The sequence below is a fragment of the Nonomuraea sp. NPDC049624 genome (assembly GCF_040675255.1).
Taxonomy (GTDB): Bacteria; Actinomycetota; Actinomycetes; order Streptosporangiales; family Streptosporangiaceae; genus Nonomuraea.
In genome coordinates this window covers 618,923-637,619 of the sequence record NZ_JBFAOR010000005.1, presented here as the reverse complement: position 1 = coordinate 637,619, position 18,697 = coordinate 618,923, and the positions used below count along the sequence as shown (strand labels likewise).

Sequence of the window (18,697 nt, the reverse complement as noted above, 5' to 3'; positions counted from 1 at the left end):
CCCCTGCCCATTCCTCCGCAGGCGGTGCTGAATCCCCGGGCTGCCGATAATGTGCCGTCACATGGCGCTGCGCAGTTCCCGCTGGTACTCCGGTGACGACAGGAACTCCTACATCCACCGGGCCTGGATGCGCCGCGGCCTGCCGCGCGAGGCGTTCGAGGGCGAGCGGCCGCACATCGCGATCGCCAACAGCGCCTCCGACCTCGCGCCCTGCAACTCCCACCTCGACGAGGTCGCCCGCAGCGTCATGGACGGCGTGTGGGCGGCCGGCGGCGTGCCGCTCGACCTGCCCGTCCTGTCGCTGGGCGAGACGAACGTGCGCCCGACCGCCATGCTCTGGCGCAACCTGGCCGCCATGGCCGCGGAGGAGCTGCTGCGGGCCAACCCGATCGACGGCGTGGTGCTGCTCGGCGGCTGCGACAAGACCGTCCCGGCGCTGCTCATGGCCGCCGCCTCGGTCGACCTGCCGGCGCTCGTCGTGCCCGGCGGGCCCATGCTGACCGGGCACTTCCGCGGCGTGCCGCTCGGCTGCGGCACCGACGTGTGGCGGCTCAGCGAGGAGGTGCGGGCCGGCACGCTCTCCCGCGAGGCGTTCCTCGCCTCGGAGTCGTCCATGATCCGCAGCCGCGGCCACTGCAACACGATGGGCACCGCCTCCACCATGGCCTGCATGGCCGAGGCGCTCGGCATGACGCTGCCCGGCACGGCCGGCACTCCGGCCCCCGACAGCCGCCTGCTGGAACGCGCGCACGACAGCGGCCGGCTGGCCGTCGAGCTGGTACGCGCGGGCCGCCGCCCCAGCCACGTCATGACCAGGGCCTCCTTCCTCAACGCCATCGTGACGCTGGCCGCGATCGGCGGCTCCACCAACGCGGTCGTGCACCTGCTGGCCATCGCCGGGCGGCTCGGCGTCGAGCTGAGCCTCGACGACTTCGACCGGGCCGGCTCGGGCGTGCCGCTGCTGGCCGACCTCCAGCCCGCCGGCCGTCACCTGATGGACGACCTGTTCCGGGCGGGCGGCCTGGCCGCCCTGCTGCGGGAGGTCGAGGACCTGCTCGACCCCGCGGCGATCACCGTCACCGGCAGGCCGCTGGCCGAGCACCTGGCCGGCGCGGAGATCTGGGACGACACCGTGATCCGGCGGCGCTCCGACCCGCTGCTGCCAGACGCGGGCATCGCCGTGCTGCGCGGCAACCTCGCACCCGACGGCGCCGTGATCAAGCCCGCGGCCGCCTCGCCGGAGCTGCTGCGCCACCGCGGCAGGGCGATCGTCTTCGACGGCGTCGAGGACGCCAGGGCCCGGCTCGACTCGCCCGGCCTCGACGTCGACGAGACCTCGGTGCTGGTGCTGCGCGGCTGCGGCCCCAGGGGCTACCCGGGCATGCCGGAGGTCGGCAACCTGCCGCTGCCGCGCAAGCTGCTGGCCAGGGGCGTGCGCGACATGGTGCGGGTCAGCGACGCCCGGATGAGCGGCACCGCGTACGGCACGGTCGTCCTGCACGCCTCGCCCGAGGCGGCGGCCGGCGGCCCGTTGTCGCGGGTGCGCACCGGCGACCCGATCGTGCTGGACGTGGCCGCCAGGAGGCTCGACGTCGACGTCCCGGAGGCCGAGCTGGCCGCCAGGGAGCCGGTCATGACCGGCCACGCCCGGCCGGCCCGCGGCTGGGAGCGCCTGTACGTCGACCACGTCACCCAGGCACACCTCGGCGCCGACCTCGACTTCCTGACGGGCTCCTCCGGCGACGCGCCCGGCCGGGAGTCCCACTGAAAGCAAAGAGTGCCCGGCGCCGTGCGCGGAATCTTCCCCGTGGGGTACGGGGTTCCCTGACGGTAGCCCGGCTCAGCGGATCTCCCGCGAGTGCGGGACGATGTGATCAGGTTTGACGACGTATGAGGAGGAAGCGGTGAACGGCGACATCAGCCAGAGCCAGGAGTGGGCGGCTCTGGGCAAGCATCACGAGGAGCTGGCGGGAAAGCAGCTTCGTGAGCTGTTCGCGGAGGACCCGGGCAGGGCCGGGCGGATGACGGTGAGCGCCGGGGACCTCTACCTCGACTACGCCAAGCACCGCGCCACCCAGGAGACGATCGACCTGCTGGTGGCCCTGGCCGAGCGGGTGGGCCTGCGCGAGCGCATCGCCGCGATGTTCGGCGGCGAGCACATCAACGTGAGCGAGGACCGCGCCGTCCTGCACGTCGCGCTGCGCATGCGGGAGAACGCCAAGCTGGTCGTCGACGGCCAGGACGTCGTGGCCGACGTGCATGCGGTGCTGGACAAGATGAGCGCCTTCGCCGACCGCGTCAGGTCCAAGGAGTGGAAGGGCGCCACCGGCCAGCCGATCAGGACCGTGGTCAACATCGGCATCGGCGGCTCCGACCTCGGCCCGGCCATGGCCTACGAGGCGCTGCGCGACTACGTGGACGCCGGCGTCGAGGCCAGGTTCGTCTCCAACATCGACCCCGCCGACATCCTGGGCAACCTGCGCGACCTCGACCCGGCCACCACGCTGTTCGTGGTCGCCTCCAAGACCTTCACCACGCTGGAGACGCTGACCAACGCCAGGGTCGCCCGGTCCTGGCTGGTCGAGGCGCTCGGCGAGGACGCGGTCGCCAAGCACTTCGTGGCCGTCTCCACCAACGCCGGGAAGGTCGCCGAGTTCGGCATCGACACCGACAACATGTTCGGCTTCTGGGACTGGGTGGGCGGCCGCTACTCCTTCGACGGCGCCATCGGCCTGTCGCTGATGATCGCCGTCGGGCCGGACCGGTTCCGTGAGATGTTGTCCGGCTTCCACAGCATGGACCAGCACTTCCGCACCGCGCCCTTCAACGCCAACATGCCGGTCCTGATGGCCCTGCTCGGCATCTGGTACACCGACTTCTTCGGCGCCGAGACCCGCGCCGTGCTGCCCTACAGCCAGCGGCTGCACCGCTTCCCGGCCTACCTCCAGCAGCTCACCATGGAGTCCAACGGCAAGTCGGTGCGCGCCGACGGCAGCCCGGTGACCGTCCCGACCGGTGAGATCTTCTGGGGCGAGCCGGGCACCAACGGCCAGCACGCCTTCTACCAGCTCCTGCACCAGGGCACCCGGCTCGTCCCGGCCGACTTCATCGGCTTCGCCGAGCCGTTCGAGGACCGCGAGGGCATGCACGACCAGCTCACCGCCAACCTGCTGGCCCAGACCAGCGCGCTGGCCTTCGGCAAGACCGCCGAGGAGATCGCGGGCGAGGGCACGCCGCCGGAGATCGTGCCGCACAAGGTGATGCCGGGCAACCGGCCCACCTCGACGATCCTGGCGACCAAGCTCACGCCGTCCACGCTGGGCCAGCTCGTCGCGCTCTACGAGCACATCGTGTTCGTCGAGGGCACGATCTGGGGCGTCGACTCCTTCGACCAGTGGGGCGTCGAGCTGGGTAAGAAGATGGCGCTCGACGTGGCGCCCGCGCTCACCTCAGACGAGCCGCCGCAGACCTTCCCCGACTCCTCGACCGAACAACTCGTGCGCAGGTACCGCGAGCTGCGCGGAAGGCGGGCCTAGAGATGGGGCGGGCGGGCGCGCTGGTCCTGTTCGGCGTCACGGGCGACCTCGCGCGCAAGATGTTGCTCCCGGCGCTCTACCACCTGACCGCCGACGGCAGGCTCGACCTGCCGATCATCGGCGTCGCCAAGACCGACATGGACCTCGACGCGCTGCGCGAGCACGCCCGCGAGGCGTGCGGCGGCGTCCAGGACGCGGCGTTCGAGAAGCTGGCCGGCAACCTGCGGCTGGTGGCGGGCGACTACCGCGACCCCGGGACGTTCGCGAAGTTGCGGCAGGAGGTCGAGGGCAAGGGGTTCCTCGTCCACTACCTGGCGGTGCCGCCCGCCCTGTTCTCGGTCGTCGCCGAGGGGCTGGCCGGCGCCGGGCTCAACCACGAGGCCAGGCTCGTGGTGGAGAAGCCGTTCGGGCACGACCTCGACTCCGCGCGCAGGCTCAACGACGAGCTGCTGAAGTACTTCGACGAGGACCACCTGCGGCGGGTCGACCACTTCCTGGGCAAGGAGCCGGTCGAGGACCTCATGGTGTTCCGGTTCGCCAACATGCTGCTGGAACCCCTGTGGAACCGGAACTACGTGCGCAGCGTGCAGATCACCATGGCCGAGGACTTCGACGTCGCCGACCGCGGCGGCTTCTACGACGCCAACGGCACGGTCCGCGACGTGGTCCAGAACCACCTGCTGCAACTGCTGGCCATCCTGGCCATGGACCCGCCGCCGTCCATGGACGCCCGCGCCCAGCTCGACGAGAAGTGGCGGGTGCTGCGCGCGGTCCAGGCCGTCGACCCGGCCCACGTCGTGCGCGGCCAGTACGACGGCTACCTCGACACCCCCGGCGTCCGGCCCGGCTCCACCACCGAGACGTTCGTCGCCATGCGGCTCTACATCGACAGCTGGCGGTGGGCGGGCGTGCCCTGGTGCATCCGTTCCGGCAAGGCGCTGCCCACCACCGACCTGGAGATCGTGGCCGAGCTGCGCAAGCCGCCGGTGACGATGTTCCGCGGCGGCGACGTGCCGCCGGGGCCCAACCTCATCAGGTTCCGGCTGCAGCCCGACGCCGGGGTGACCTTCGACGTGCTGGCCAAGGAGCCGGGCCGGCAGCGGACGATCCCGGTGCCGGTGAGCGTCGACTTCACCAAGGTGCTCGGGCCGATGGAGGCCGCCTACGAGCGCATCCTGACCGACGCCGTCAGCGGCGATCCGCGGCGGTTCGCCCGGTTCGACCTGGTGGAGGAGTCGTGGCGGATCGTGGGAAGGCTGCTCGACCTGCCCGACCAGCCGCTGCCTTACCAGAAGGGCACCTGGGGGCCGGAACCGGCGGAGAGGATCCCGCCGGGCGGCTGGCACGAGATCTCCACCACGTTCGACTAGCGGCCGATCCGGGTGAACGATGGGCCCATGGACATCAAGGAGCTGTTGGAGCAGTCGAAGGACGCCGTCACCGTCAGGCGCGTCTTCGGTGAGCCGATCCACCACGGCGACGTCCTGGTCATCCCCGTCGCCCGGGTCGCCCAGGGCGGCGGGGCCGGTCAGGGGCAGGGCCGGGACGAGAAGGGCGAGGAGATCGGCAGCGGCGGCGGTGGCGGCTTCGGCTACAGCGCCACCCCCGCCGGGGTGTTCGTCGTCAAGGACGGCGACGTGCAGTGGCGTCCGGCCGTCGACGTCAACCGGATCGTGCTCGGCGGCCAGATCGTCGGCCTCGCCCTGGTGCTGACGATCCGGACCATCTTCAAGAAGTGGCGTCGCGGGAAGTAACCGGGGCACATCATCTGACGTGCTCATCGATCTGCTCGACGCGGGGCTGCCCGGCCACGAGGCGCTGCTGCCCGGCTCCAACCTGCCGGTGCGGGTCGCCCCGCTGGGCGGCGGCACGTCGCTGGTCCGCTTCCCGCCCCGGTGGAGCCGTCCCGGCCGCGGCCACTACCTGGCGGGGGAGGAGTTCGTGCTGCTGGAGGGCGAGCTTCGGGTGTCGGGGGTGGCGTACCTGCCGGGGGAGCACGCCTGGCTGCCCGCCGGCGCCCTGCGCCACTCCGGCGCGGCGCCGGCGGGGGCGCTGGTGTGCACGTTCTTCGCCGGTGAGCCCACCTGGGTGTCCAGCGACCTGGACGAGCCCGACGGGCCCAGCCTGCGCACCCCGCTGGCGAGCGTCGTCGTCCCCGAAGGCGGGCTGCCGCTCACGTCGCACTCCGTCCTGCTGGACACGCCCGTCCCGCTCGACCACCCGGCCGAGATGATCACGGTGCCGAGCTGGACGTGGGAGCGGTCCACCTTGATCCCCGAGGGCCGGGTGCTCGTAAGGTGGACGCCATGATGACCTCTTTGACGCAGTCCGTGGGGTTCGGCGCCCTGGTGATGGTCGGGGCGATGTCGCCCGGCCCCGACTTCGCGGTCGTGGTGCGCCGCTCGGCGCTGTCCGGCCGGTGGCACGGCATGGCCGCGGCGGCCGGGATCGCCGTGGGCGTGGCCGTCTGGGTGATGGCCGCCGGCACCGGCGTGGCCGCGCTGCTGGCGGCCTCGGCCACGGCCTTCACCGTGGTCAAGGTCGTCGGCGCCGCCTACCTGCTCTACCTGGGGGTCAAGGCGCTGCGCGCGGCCCTGCGCAAGGGCGGCCCGCTCGACCTCGGCCTGCCCGCCCCCGCCGACCGCGGCCCGTGGGCGGCCTTCGCCGAAGGGCTGCTGACCAACGTGCTCAACCCCAAGGCCGCGCTGTTCTTCGTGGCCCTGGTGCCGCACTTCGTGAGCGAGGGGGCCGCGTTCGGCGACACGCTGCTGCTGTCGGCGGTCGCGCTGGCCGGCACGATGGTCTGGTTCCTCACGGTGGCGAACGTGGTGAGCACGCTGCGCCGGGTGTTCGCCCGGCCCGGCGTGCGCAAGGCCGTGGACGGGCTGACCGGCGCCGCGCTCATCGGCCTCGGCGTCAACCTGGCCGTCGCCAGCCGCCCCTGAGCGGCCCCTCGACGGCCCGGCACGAGCGGTGCGCGGCCCCGTCAGGAGACGGCCCGGCCATGAGCGGTGCGCCGGCGTCAGGAGGCGGTCCGGCCATGAGCGGTGCGCCGGCGTCAGGAGACGGCGACGCCGAGCAGGTGGCCGAGGCCGAAGGTGACGGCGGCGGCGGCCGCGCCCAGCCCGAGCTGGCGCAGGCCGCCCAGCCACCACGGCCGCGCGGTCATCACGGCCACCGCCGCGCCGAACCCGAACAGCGCCACCATGCTCAGCGCCAGCGCCAGGAACAACCCCGACGCCCCGAACAGGAACGGCGCCAGCGGCACCAGCGCCCCCGCCGCGAAGGCGAGGAACGACGAGCCGGCCGCCAGGTAGGGCGAGGGCAGGTCGTCGGGGTCGACGCCCAGCTCCTCGCGCACGTGCACGCGCAACGCCTGCTCAGGATCGGCCGACAGCCCTTCGGCGACCCGGCGGGCCAGGTCGGCGTCCAGGCCGCGCGACCGGTACAGGGCGGCCAGCTCGGCCCGCTCGCCGTCGGGGTTGCGGGCCAGCTCGCGCCGCTCCACGGCGATCTCGGCGCGCATCAGCTCGGTCTGGGACCGCACCGACGTGTACTCGCCCGCCGCCATCGAGCACGCCCCCGCGACCAGGCCGGCGAACCCGGCGAGCACCGCGCCGCGCCCGGCGCCCGCGGCGCCCACGACGCCGGCGATGAGCGCCACGTTGGAGACCAGCCCGTCCATCGCCCCGAACACCGCCGGGCGCAACCAGCCGCCGGTGACGTCCCGGTGGCTGTGGTGCTTCTCAGGAGAGTAGGGCCGGGCAAGCTCGATCGTCATGACAATCCTCCCCTTAGTGGCAGTTCGTCACGGAATCTAGGCCCTTCCGGCATGATCCGCAACGAAGGGGAGGCTAGCCTGATCTGCGGTTTTCCCGCCGCGTCACTGTGCGTGCGCGTGCGACCACAGGCTCGGGGACGGGAACGCGAACGTCCCCCCGGAACCCGCGGCGCGCGGGAGCCGGAGGGACGCGGACGGGGTCAGGCGTGCGCCGGGCTGACGGGAGCCGGCTCAGCGGGATCGGGGTGAGCGGAACCGGGCTGAGCGGACCGGGCGGCCTTGGGGCCGTTGACGATCGCGTCGCAGTCGGCGATCGCGTCCGCCAGCAGCCTGCGCAGCAGCGCGTCGGGGTCCTTGATGCACGCCTGGACGATGCCGACCACGGCGAGCTGCACCGCGTTGGGCGCCGCGTACCGGCGGAAGCCCTTCTCGGTGATCTTGGCGGCCCGGCTGAAGCGCCTGGCCTGCTCGGCCGCGTGCGGCACCTGCTCCATCGCCCTGCGGCTCAGCTCGCTCAACCGGCCGGACGGCGCGCCGTCGAGCCTGGCCAGCATCTCCTCGGCCGCCAGCACCGACACCGCGAGCGCGAGCTGGCGCTCGGCGGCGGCGACGGGCAGGGCCGTGGTCGCGCAGCGCAGCGCGATGTGGGCGTCGATCCGCAGGTCGTCGCCGGCCAGCCCGATGATGGACGGCACGAGCCCGACCAGTTGGGCGCGGCTCTCGTCGCCGGTGTTGTCGTTGACCAGGCGGGCGAGTGCGGCCAGCAGCGGATGGGTGCAGGCCGGGTGGTCGCTCCACCGCTCGCCGGCCAGGTAGGACGCCAGTTCCATGAAACAGGCGCCGCGCTTCGGGTTGCGATGCCTGCCGCGGGACAGGACCGGCATGTGATCAAGGTGATTGTCCACGGGGTGCTCCATGCTCCACGCGATCGCCGTCCAGCCAGTTTGCGCTGTCGGGCGCGTCAAAGCCAGTGATCGGGCATCTTCCACAGGAATGGTTCCCTCAGGCGATGCGATCATTCCTCAACCGCTATTCATGGTTATGGCACCAAAGAATTTAATTTATGAGGAATTTTCGGCATTTATGACGAAAACAGCGGCCGTGCGGGCCGGAACCGTCAGCGTGCCGGCCGCCGGGTCGTAGGACGACCGCCTGACCACCTCGTCCGCCGACGCCGCCTGCACCGGGTGCAGCGCCACCCGCCGGCCCGGCGGCACTCCCGGCGCCCGCGTGCAGGGCGACGGGGTGGGGTTGAGCACCACGACCACCGCGTCCCACCGCGGGTCCAGCCCCGCGGTGTCCACCCGCATCACGATCACGCCCTCGCCGCCGGCCGCGAACGACAGCCGCCGCCGCACCTCCTCCGCCGTGCCCAGCGCGAACGCCGGCGTCGAGGCCCTGATGCGCAGCAGCTCCCCGAACGCCGCCCGCGCCGCCCCGATCGCCGCGCAGCCGGGACGCAGCGCCGGGTCCGCCAGCAGCGGCCGGGCGTACGGCCAGGCCGCCTCGTTGTCCGCCCGCGGCGGCAGGCCCGCGCCGAACCCGTTGCCCGCCGAGCAGTCCCACAGCAGCCGGTTGAACCAGTCGCCGGAGTCGTAGGAGTTGCGGTCGAGCGACTTCGAGCGCAGCCGCTCGCTGCCCGCGTGCACGAACGCCGCCCCCTGCCCCAGCAGCACCGTGGCCAGCGACAGCACCTGCATGCGCACCCGGTCGGCCATCGGCGTGCCCGCGGGCAGCTTGTAGGCCAGCGCGTCGAACAGCGTCTCGTTGTCGTGCGCGTCCACGTACGACACGACGTCGTCCGGCCGGGCGGCGTAACCGGCGGCGGCGCCGTTGTGCACGACCTCCCGGCCCGCGCGGCCCGAGGGCAGCACGTAGTCGCGCAGGCCGCCGGTCAGGCCCAGCATGACCAGCTCGGTGCAGTGGCGCAGCCGCTCGCGCTGCTGCTCCTCCGAGCCGTTGACGGGCGCGCCGTTGGGCGCGCCGGCCAGGCCGGAGCCGTACCCCTGCACGCGCGGGTCGGCGTCGAACGGGCCGCCGCCGCGCACCGCGTCCCGCAGCCGGTCGTCGAACGTGCCGATGCCGGTGCCGGCCATGTTGGCCTGCGTGGCCTGCTCGAACCTGGCGTCGCCGGCCACCTCGCCGAAGCTCCAGCCCTCGCCGTACAGGATGATCGAGCGGCCGTCCACGCCGTCGCGCTCGGGGGTGAGCGCGTCGAGCGCGGCGCGCACGGCCAGGATGTTGGCCTTCGGGTGGTGGCCCATGAGGTCGAAGCGGAAGCCGTCCACCTTGTACTGCCTGGCCCAGGTGCGCACCGAGTCGACCACGAGCCGGCCCATCATGGCGTGCTCGGGCGCGGTGTTGGCGCAGCAGGTGGAGGTGGCCAGGGAGCCGTCCTCCAGCAGACGGTGGTAATAGCCCGGCACGATCGGGTCCAGCACGTCCGCCGAGTGGGTGTGGTTGTAGACCACGTCCATGACCACGCGCAGCCCGGCCTCGTTGAGCGCGGCGACCATGGCGCGGAACTCCCTGATCCGCTCGTCCGGGTCGGTCGCGTACGAGCCCTCCGGGACGGTGTAGTGCAGCGGGTCGTAGCCCCAGTTGTAGGAGTCGCGGTCCGCGGTGAGCGCCACGATCTCCTGCTGCCGTTCGGAGTCGGGCGGCAGGGCGGCCAGGTCGCAGCCGGGCTCGGTCCGGTCCGACCGGCGCTCGGGGATCGTGGCCACGTCGAACACCGGCAGCAGGTGCACGTGGGTGAGGCCGTCCGCGGCCAGCGCGCGCAGCTCGCGCATGCCGTCGCCGTCGTGGCCGAAGGCCGCGTACGTGCCGCGCAGCTCCTCGGGCACGGTGGCGTCGGAGGCGGAGAAGTCGCGTACGTGCAGCTCGTAGACGACCGCCCGGTCCAGCGGGACCGGGGCGGGCTTGGCCAGGCGGTCCCAGCCGGGCGGCTTGAGCGCGGGGTCGTCCAGGCTCACCAGCCTGCTGCGGACCCCGTCGGGCGCGGTGGCCAGGCTGTAGGGGTCGGTGACCTCCCTCGTGACGACGCGGCCCGCGGCGGGGGAGTAGACGGTGACGCGGTAGGTGTAGTCCTTGCCGTACCAGGTGGGCAGGCCGCGGATCGACCACACGCCGGTCTCCTCGTCCAGCCGCATCGCGTGCAGGCGGCCGCCGAGCGCCAGCTCCACCCGTCGTGCGGTGGGCGCCCAGAGGGCCAGCCGGGGCAGCAGCCGTCCCGACGGCCCGAGCCCGGCGCGCACGGCCCCGGCGTAGACGTCGTCGAGCACGCCCGGGATCTGCACGCCGGTCGCCGCGGCCAGCGCGCCGGAGCCGTCGTGGGCCACGGCCACCACCTGACCGCGCAGCGCCTCCTTCACCCGCCCGGCGTCCTCGGGGCGCAGCTTGAGCGCGGTGCCGCCGGCCAGGTGCGGCCACGCCCGCCGCCGGACGTCGTCCAGCGCGCCCGGCGTGAGCGGGACGGTCACGGCGTGGCCGGTCAGCCGGCCGTCGTGGCAGCCGATGCCGCCCGCCGGGGCGCAGGCCAGCGCGTGCGTCAGCGACGGATCCACCGTCCAGACGACCGTCTCCCTGTCGATCCAGTGGGCCCGCGCCTCGCCGTCGCCGATCGCGGTCACGTAGATCATGGTGCCCGCCCGGCGGCGGCCCATGCGAGGACGCCGCGCCGGGCGGCGGCCCTAGCTCTCGGTGACGTCGGTGCCGTCGGGCATCAGCATGGCCGTGCAGGCGTATTCGACGTCCGCCCGGCCGTGGCCGGCGAAGGAGCACGCCTTGGCGGCGACGTTCCCGCCCGGGCTGAAGGCCATCGGCGACTCCAGCCATCCCCGGGTGCGCTCGCCTGCCGCGAAGAAACGGGTGGCGTCCTTCCTGTCGGGCTCCGTCCAGGGCTGGAGATAGAAGACGTCGTTCTGCGGCTGCACGCGTGCCCACAGGGTCTGGCAGGTGCGGCTCCAGCGCAGCTCCAGGATCATCCGCCCGGCGGCGACCGTCCGCACGGCGGTGCCGCCCGGCACGGTGACGGCGTCCTTGTCGCAGCCGGTGACGCTCGCGTCCTTCTTGTCGCAGTTCTCGCGGCTCGGGGTCGCGGCGCAGCCCTGGCGTTCCTTGGCGGCCTCCTGGTAGGCGACCGTGCCGGCGAAGGTCACCACCGCCGCCAGCACCGCCGCGAGCACCGCGAACCAGCCGTTGATCCGCGCGGAGCGGATCTGGTCGCCCGGTCCCGAGGAATGTTGTTGCGGCAGCGTCGTCGTCATGATGCCTCGCTTCGGTGCCCTCGCTTCAGATGTACGCCCACTTAGCCCCCGATGTGCGGAAATGCGGCTTTCCCCACCGGGCTCTAGCCGCCAGGAGAGGGCCGAAGAACCCGCCCGCGTTCGCGTGACCGTGCCATTACTTTGCGTAATCAGTGACTTTGCGTGATCCTGGGCTCATGGACGGATTCCTGGACCCCACCTGCGGAGGCATGACCGAACTACGTGTGCACGGCGTCTCCGGCACCCCGCCGGCGAGCATCCTCAACCATCCCCACCCCCGCCAGATCGCCGGTGACGCCACCACCGGCTTCTACCGCCGCTGGTGGCCCGGCGGCCGGCCCGACGGCGAGCAGGACGACCTGCCCGGCATCCGCCACCGCGAGGCCTACGCCTGGGGCGGCCTCACCTCGGGCGGCAGGACCATCGCCCTCTGGCTGCTCCTGCTGCCCTTCTCCCTGGCCAACCTGTCCTACTTCATGCTTCCCAGGCCCCCGGCCGGCGCCCGCCTGCGGCACGTGGCCGAGGCGGCGCAGCGGCTGTTCGCGCTGCTGCTCACCGGCACCCTCGTGGGCGCGGTCACCCGGGCGAGCGTCGACCTCGTCGGCTGGCAGTGCACCGCGGCCGGCCGGGCCTGCGCCCGCGAGAGCGCGCCCGGCTGGGTCCACTGGATGAGCGAGTTGTGGGGCGCCGAGCCGTCGCGGCGGCTGGCCGTCGCCGCGCTGGCGCCGTTCGCGGTGGTCGTGCTGCTGTGGTGGCTGGCGCGGCGCACCTGGGAGCGCGACGAGCAGACCGGTCTGCCGCCCGACGGCGACTCGCGTCCCGGGCCGTTGCTGGCCCGGCCGCGGTTGTGGCACGGTGGCGCGCCCGTGTGGCGGTTGCGGGCCGTGCACGTCGCCTTCGCGCTGGGGTCGATCGGCCTGGCCGTGTCGGCGCCGTTCGTGGGCGACCCGCGCGGGCTGGCGCTGACGGCCGCCAACGCCACCGTCCAGGTCGCCGCCGCCGTGCTGGCGGCGCTGCCCGGCATCGCCAGGCGGCTGGCGCCGGGCGAGGCGGTCCCGCCCTGGCTCACCCGCGCGTGCCGGGCGCTGCGAGTGGCCGGGCCGCTGGCTTTCGTGGCCACGATCGCCGCCGCCCTGGCCGGGATGTCGCCCGCGCTGCCGGGGCGGCAGCTGCCCGGCATCGGCGTTGGAGCGTTCCAGTTCGCGCTGACGGTCGGGCTCGGGCTGTTCATCCTGGTGGCGACGTTCCTCCTGGCCCGCATGGACCGGCCGGCCGAGACCGGCGACCCGATCGAGCGGCGGGCGATGTGCGGCATGGCGGCCTGGTTCACGCTGATGGTGGCGGCCGGCAGCGCCAACGTGCTCGCCCTCGGCCTGCTGTTCTGGACCGCCACGTTCTTCGGCGTGCCCGCCTCGGTCGCCGAGCCCGGTCCGGTCGACCGCAGGCTCTACCTCGACGACCCGGTCTGGTGGACGGCCGCGCTCGTGCCGCTGCTGGTGATCGGCTTCGTCGCCGTGGCGGCCGAGCTGTGGCTGGCCCGCGGGTCGGCCGCCGCCGCGCTCACCCCGAAGCTGACCCCCTACTACGGCGCCTACGACCGGGACGTGGCCGGCAAGTGGGCGCTGGCCACGCTCACCGACCGCGCCGGGCTCGTGCTGGCCGTGCTCACCGGCATCGGCGTGGCCGGTTCCGGCGCGGTGACCGTGATCTACCGGTTCCACCTGTTCGCCCCGGTGGGCGGGCTGGCCGGGCTGCTGGCCTCGATCGGGAGCTGGGCCATGACGGCGATCGTCGTGGGTCTGGTCCTGCTGGGCCGCCGCACCTACAGCGACACGCGGCTGCGCCGCACGGTCGGCATCCTGTGGGACGTCTCGACCTTCTGGCCCAGGGCCATCCACCCGCTGGCGCCGCCCTGCTACACCGAGCGGGTGATCCCCGAGCTGCTCGCCCGGGTCAAGACCCTGACCAGGACCGCCGGCGACGAGGTGGTGCTGTCCGGGCACAGCCAGGGCAGCGTGCTCACCGCCGCGCTCGTCCTCCAGGTACGGCCCGAGCTGCGGCCCCGCGTCCGGCTGCTCACCCACGGCTCGCCGCTGCGCCGCCTGTACGCCGCCTTCTTCCCCGCCTACTTCGGCACCCCCGGCCTGTCGGCGATGCGCGACGTCGTCCGCTGGACGAACCTGTACCGGCTGAGCGACCCCATCGGCGGGCCGGTCTTCCGCCGGGTCGACCCGTTCGGGCCGCGTCCGGCGGGCGAGGGGGAGCAGACCGTCGACCGGTTCTGCTGGGACCCGCTCCAGCCGGGGCCCGGCGAGCCGCTGCCCGAGGCGCGCTGGCACTCCGACTACTGGCTCGACCCGGTCTACGAGGAGACCCTGGCCCGGCTCACCAGGTCAGATGGAGTTCCTCGGGCGCGCGGTGGATGAGCGTGGCGGCCATCACGACGTCCTCGCGGGCCAGCCGGAGGCCGGGCAGCTCGGCCACCAGCAGCCCCAGCGTCACCCGGAGCTGCTCGCGGGCCAGGTACGCGCCGGGGCAGCCGTGCACGCCGTGGCCGAACGCCAGATGACGGGCGCGCGGCCGGGTGATGTCGAAGACGTCGGGCCGCTCGTGCACCGCCTCGTCGCGACCGGCCGAGGCGAAGGAGACGAAGACCGTCGAGCCCTCATCCAAGGGCGTGCCGGCCAGCGTGAGCGGCCTGGTGACGCGGCGGCGGAAGCCCTGGACGGGCGCCTCGTACCGGGCGGCCTCCTCGATCGCGGCCGGGATCAGCTCGGCCGGGCTCGCACACAGCAGCTCCCACTGGCGGCGGTCGCGCAGCAGGCGGTGCACGACCGAGCCGAGCAGCGCGGTCGTGGTGAGATGCCCGGCGAGCATGACGTTCTCGACGTTGGAGGCGATCTCGTCGCGCTGGACGGCCGTCGGCTCGCCGGGGCCGGGCGCCAGGCCGCGCACCACCTCGCCGGTCAGGTCGCCGGATCCGCCTGAACGGGCGGCGTGGGCGGCCAGCAGGCGCCGCAGCGTGGCCACGTCGCGGGCGGCGGCGATCTGCTCGTCCTCGGGCATCGGGGTGAACAGCAGGTCCTCGGCCCGGGAGCCGCCCCTGATCGCGGTGGGCACGTCGGCCGGGGGAAGTCCCAGCAGGTGGCCGATCACGGCGGCGGGCAGCGGCCTGGCGTAGCGGGACATCCACTCGCCCCCGCCCGCCTCGGCGAACGCGGTGACCAGGCCGGCGGCAGTGGCGGTGACGAACGGCAGGGCGGCGGCCACCCGGGCGGGCGACAGGCCGCGGGTGAGCGGCCTGCGGTAGCGCCGGTGCGCCTCGCCGTCGGTGCTCAGCACCACGGGCGCGCCGCCCGGCACCCCGGCCAGCTCGGCGAAGGCCCGCGGGCTCGGGATCACGTCGGGCCGCAGGGCGCCCTGGGAGGAGAAGTCGTCCGGCCTGGACAGCACCTCGCGCACGTCGTCGTGCCGGGCCACCAGCCAGGCGTCCAGCTCCTCGACGAAGGTGAGCCCGGGGGCGGCGCGGGCACGGGCGTAGAGCGGGTACGGGTCGCGGTAGAGCGCCTGTCGATCCACGCGTCCCATCGTCCGGCGCGGCCCGGGACGCCACAAGATCTGAAATTTTCTTTTAGTTCACTCCGAAGTCTTGAAACTTATATCCACGAGCGATTGAGTTCGGTCGTGCAGACCCTCCGTTTCCTGGCCGCCGCCGCGCTCGTGTTAGGGCCGGTGGCCCTGAGCGCGCCCGCGCAGGCCGACCCCGCCCCGCCCGCCGAGGACGCGCTGAAGGCGTCCTCCTACCCGCCGCCCTCCACGCTGATCAGCCAGGCCACCGCCGGGCAGCCCCGGCTGGAGACGGCCAAGAGGACCCGGCCGGTCGCGCCGGGCCTCTCGCTGACCTCGTTCGACACCTACGACGCGCAGGGCTGGCTGCGCGCCGACGCGCTGACCGCCGACCTCGGCGGCGGCAAGGGCGCGCCCAGGGCCGACTACGTCTTCTCCGGCGAGGTGACCAAGACCGAGCCGCTGTCCGGCCCCGCCGGTCGCTCCCGCGCCGTGGCGGCGGTCAACGGCGACTTCTTCGACATCAACAACTCCGGCGCCGCCCAGGGCATCGGCGTGCAGGACGGCACGCTGGTCCAGTCGCCGGCCGCCGGGCACGACAACGCGGTCGCCGTCACCGGCGAGGGCGTCGGGCGGGTGCTCAAGATGTACTTCGAGGGCACCGCCACGCCCTCCGGCGGCGCGCCGATCGCGCTCACCCAGTTCAACCAGATGGTGCAGAACGGCGGCGTCGGCCTGTTCACGCCGCTGTGGGGCTCCTACAGCCGGGCCCGCGCCGTCGAGGGCGCCGCCACGGTCGCCGAGGTCGTGCTGGTGGACGGCGTGGTCACCGAGGTGCGCGACGCCGCCGGCACCGGGCCCATCCCCGCCGGCACCACGATCCTGCTCGGCCGGGACGCCGGCGCCGCCGCGCTGTCGGCCCTGAAGGCCGGCGACCGCGTGGACGTGAAGTACCAGCCCAAGGCGTCGGACGGCGCCGCCGTCAAGGCGGCCGTCGGCGGCAACTACGTCCTGGTCAAGGACGGCGTCGTGCAGAACAGCGGCGACCCGGCCGCGCACCCGCGCACCGCCGTGGGCTTCTCCGCCGACGGCAGGAAGATGTACCTGCTGACCGTGGACGGCCGCCAGGCCGACAGCCGCGGCGTCACGCTCAACGAGCTGGCCGCCATGATGGTGGACCTGGGCGCGGCCGACGCGCTCAACCTCGACGGCGGCGGCTCCTCCACCCTGCTGGCGCGCGAGCCCGGCTCGGCGCAGGTCCAGGTGGAGAACAGCCCGTCCGACGGCGGCGAGCGCCACGTGCCCAACGGCCTGGCGCTGTACGCGCCCGAGGGCAGCGGCAAGCTCAAGGGCTTCTGGCTGGAGACGGCGAGCGACCCGGCCAAGGCGCCCGGCGTCGGCCCGGTCGCGGGCGGCCGTCCCGACCGCGTCTTCCCGGGCCTCACCAGGCGGCTGACCGCCGCCGGCTACGACGAGACGTACGGCCCCGCGGCCGGCACGCCGTCCTGGCGGGCCAACCCGGCCGTGCACGGCGTGATCAGGAACGGCCGGTTCCACGCCCTGGTACCCGGCCAGACCACGGTCACCGCCGCGCGCGGCGGCGCCAAGGGCACGATCGACCTGACCGTGCTCCAGCCGCTGCAGCGGCTCGGCGCGACGGCCGACCGGCTCGGCATCGCGGGCGCCGGCGGCAGCGCCGCCTTCGGCGTCGTCGGCTACGACCACAACGGCAACTCCGCGCCCATCGAGCCGGACGACCTCACGCTCGACTACGACCGGAACCTGTTCGAGGTCACCCCGGCCGAGCACGGCTACTTCACCGTCAAGGCCCGGCAGGCCACCGGCTCCGGGCTGATCACCGCCAAGGTCGGCAAGATCACCACGGCCGTGCCGGTGACGGTCGGCTTCGAGTCCAAGCCGGTCGCCGACTTCGAGGACGCCGCCAAGTGGACCTTCGCCGCCGCCCGCGCCACCGGGTCGCTGTCGGCCGCGCCGGGTCAGAGCGGCGGCGGGCTCAAGCTGTCCTACGACTTCACCACCTCGACCGCCACCCGGGCCGCCTACGCCAGCCCGCCGCAGCAGATCGTGGTGGACGGGCAGCCGCAGGCGTTCGGGTTGTGGATCAACTCCACCGGCAAGGGGGAGTGGCCCAGCCTGGAGTTCTACGACGCGCTCGGCCAGTCGCAGATCCTGCGCGGGCCGTACCTGACGTGGACCGGCTGGCAGTACGTCGAGTTCCCGGTGCCCGCCGGGGTCAACTACCCGCTCAAGCTCCGGCGCTTCTACGTGGCCGAGACCAGGGCCGACGCCAAGTACACCAACGACATCCTGATCGACGGCCTGGTGGCCAAGGTGCCGCCGTCGATCACCGCGCCGGCCGTGCCCAAGGTCGCCGACCCGGTGGTCAAGGCGGACGTGGCCAAGGCGCCCTGGCGGTTCGCGGTCATGTCGGACGCCCAGTTCGTGGCCAGGAACCCCGACAGCGACATCGTCAGGAACGCCCGCCGCACGCTCAAGGAGATCAAGGCCGCCAAGCCCGACTTCCTGCTGATCAACGGCGACCTGGTGGACGAGGCGTCGCCGGAGGACTTCGCGCTGGCGAAGAAGATCCTCGACGAGGAGCTGGGCGGAGAGCTGAAATATCACTACATCCCCGGCAACCATGAGGTCATGGGCGGCAAGATCGACAACTTCAAGGCCGTCTTCGGCGACACCTACGGCACCTTCGACCACAAGGGCACCCGCTTCGTCACCCTGGACACCTCCCGCCTGAACCTGCGCGGCGGCGGCTACGACCAGGTCGCGATGCTCCGCTCCGAGCTCGACAAGGCTGCCAAGGACGCCTCCGTCGGATCGGTCGCCGTGCTGTTCCACGTGCCGCCGCGCGACCCCACGCCGGGCAAGGGCAGCCAGCTCGGCGACCGGAAGGAGGCCGCGCTGGTCGAGGGCTGGCTGGCCGCCTTCCAGCGCGACACCGGCAAGGGCGCGGCCTTCATCGGCGGGCACGTGGGCACGTTCAACGCCTCGCGCGTGGACGCGGTGCCGTACTTCATCAACGGCAACTCCGGCAAGAACCCGGCCACCGCCCCCGAGGACGGCGGCTTCACCGGCTGGTCGCTGTGGGGCGTGGACCCCGTGACGCCCGCCGAGGCCGAGCACGTGCGGCGCAACTGGTTCACCGACGCGCCCGACTGGATCGGCACGCAGGTGCGGCCGCACGTGGACGAGCTGACGCTGACCGCGCCCGCGACCGTCGCCGTCGGCGCGCCCGCGCCGGTCACGGCGGCGATCCGGCAGGACGACCGGGCCGTCCCGGCCGCCTACCCGGTCTCGGTCACCTGGTCCGGCTCGCCCAACCTGCACGTCGGCACCCGCCAGACGGCCAAGCCCTGGCACGTGGCGGTGCTCGACCCGGGCACCGGCACGATCACCGCCCTGCGGGCGGGACAGGTGACGGTCGCGGTCACCGTCAGCGGGGTCACCCGCCAGGCGACCGTGGCGCTCACCGCCAAGGCCGCCGCCTGAGGCCCCCGGCCGGGGAGGAA

General features: G+C 73.5%; 13 protein-coding genes. 8 read left to right on the top strand and 5 right to left on the bottom strand.

Features of this window, described 5'->3' with window-relative positions; translation table 11 throughout:
* The first annotated feature begins 61 nt into the window (after positions 1-61).
* The 6 genes from AB0J76_RS23895 (at position 62) to AB0J76_RS23870 (ending at position 6,481) form a co-directional block, all read left to right on the top strand.
* Positions 62-1,768 (top strand): IlvD/Edd family dehydratase, encoded by a 1,707-nt coding sequence (locus AB0J76_RS23895; RefSeq protein ID WP_352330058.1) that lies wholly within the window; start codon positions 62-64, stop codon positions 1,766-1,768.
* 136 nt (positions 1,769-1,904) lie between these two features.
* Positions 1,905-3,536, top strand: coding sequence for a glucose-6-phosphate isomerase (pgi, locus tag AB0J76_RS23890; RefSeq protein WP_352330060.1), 1,632 nt, complete (start codon positions 1,905-1,907; stop codon positions 3,534-3,536).
* Between the two features lie 2 nt (positions 3,537-3,538).
* The gene (gene zwf, locus AB0J76_RS23885) at positions 3,539-4,906 is read left to right on the top strand and encodes a glucose-6-phosphate dehydrogenase (protein WP_364390482.1); all 1,368 of its coding nucleotides are present in this window, start codon (positions 3,539-3,541) and stop codon (positions 4,904-4,906) included.
* A gap of 27 nt (positions 4,907-4,933) precedes the next feature.
* Complete coding sequence (locus AB0J76_RS23880; RefSeq protein ID WP_352331003.1) at positions 4,934-5,290, top strand: spore germination protein GerW family protein; 357 nt, start codon at positions 4,934-4,936, stop codon at positions 5,288-5,290.
* A 19-nt stretch (positions 5,291-5,309) separates the two neighbouring features.
* Positions 5,310-5,846 carry a hypothetical protein gene (locus AB0J76_RS23875; RefSeq protein ID WP_352331001.1) on the top strand — a complete coding sequence of 179 codons (537 nt, stop codon included), beginning with the start codon at positions 5,310-5,312 and terminating at the stop codon, positions 5,844-5,846.
* On the top strand, positions 5,843-6,481 hold the full coding sequence (locus tag AB0J76_RS23870; RefSeq protein ID WP_352331000.1) for a LysE family translocator: 639 nt from the start codon (positions 5,843-5,845) through the stop codon (positions 6,479-6,481). Before AB0J76_RS23875 ends, AB0J76_RS23870 begins: the two co-directional genes overlap by 4 nt.
* 113 nt (positions 6,482-6,594) lie before the next feature.
* Here the strand turns inward: AB0J76_RS23870 and AB0J76_RS23865 are convergent, their stop codons facing one another.
* The 4 genes from AB0J76_RS23865 to AB0J76_RS23850 all read right to left on the bottom strand — a co-directional run bounded on the left by AB0J76_RS23865 (position 6,595) and on the right by AB0J76_RS23850 (position 11,585).
* Entirely contained in the window at positions 6,595-7,317 is a 723-nt protein-coding gene (locus AB0J76_RS23865; RefSeq protein WP_364390481.1) for a VIT1/CCC1 transporter family protein, read from the bottom strand.
* A gap of 200 nt (positions 7,318-7,517) precedes the next feature.
* Positions 7,518-8,222 (bottom strand): hypothetical protein, encoded by a 705-nt coding sequence (locus AB0J76_RS23860; protein ID WP_352330432.1) that lies wholly within the window; start codon positions 8,220-8,222, stop codon positions 7,518-7,520.
* Between the two features lie 156 nt (positions 8,223-8,378).
* The gene (gene pulA, locus AB0J76_RS23855; RefSeq protein WP_364390480.1) at positions 8,379-10,949 is read right to left on the bottom strand and encodes a pullulanase-type alpha-1,6-glucosidase; all 2,571 of its coding nucleotides are present in this window, start codon (positions 10,947-10,949) and stop codon (positions 8,379-8,381) included.
* Positions 10,950-11,009: 60 nt separating this feature from the next.
* On the bottom strand, positions 11,010-11,585 hold the full coding sequence (locus AB0J76_RS23850; protein WP_352330221.1) for a DUF2690 domain-containing protein: 576 nt from the start codon (positions 11,583-11,585) through the stop codon (positions 11,010-11,012).
* A 176-nt stretch (positions 11,586-11,761) separates the two neighbouring features.
* Between AB0J76_RS23850 and AB0J76_RS23845 the strand changes: the two genes are divergently transcribed.
* Complete coding sequence (locus tag AB0J76_RS23845) at positions 11,762-14,011, top strand: hypothetical protein (protein WP_352330223.1); 2,250 nt, start codon at positions 11,762-11,764, stop codon at positions 14,009-14,011.
* Here AB0J76_RS23845 and AB0J76_RS23840 read toward each other — a convergent pair.
* Entirely contained in the window at positions 13,971-15,164 is a 1,194-nt protein-coding gene (locus tag AB0J76_RS23840; protein WP_352330224.1) for a cytochrome P450, read from the bottom strand. The genes AB0J76_RS23845 and AB0J76_RS23840 overlap by 41 nt on opposite strands.
* Positions 15,165-15,269: 105 nt before the next feature.
* Between AB0J76_RS23840 and AB0J76_RS23835 the strand changes: the two genes are divergently transcribed.
* Positions 15,270-18,677, top strand: a complete 3,408-nt coding sequence (locus tag AB0J76_RS23835) for a phosphodiester glycosidase family protein (RefSeq protein WP_364390479.1) — start codon at positions 15,270-15,272, stop codon at positions 18,675-18,677.
* Positions 18,678-18,697: the final 20 nt, after the last annotated feature.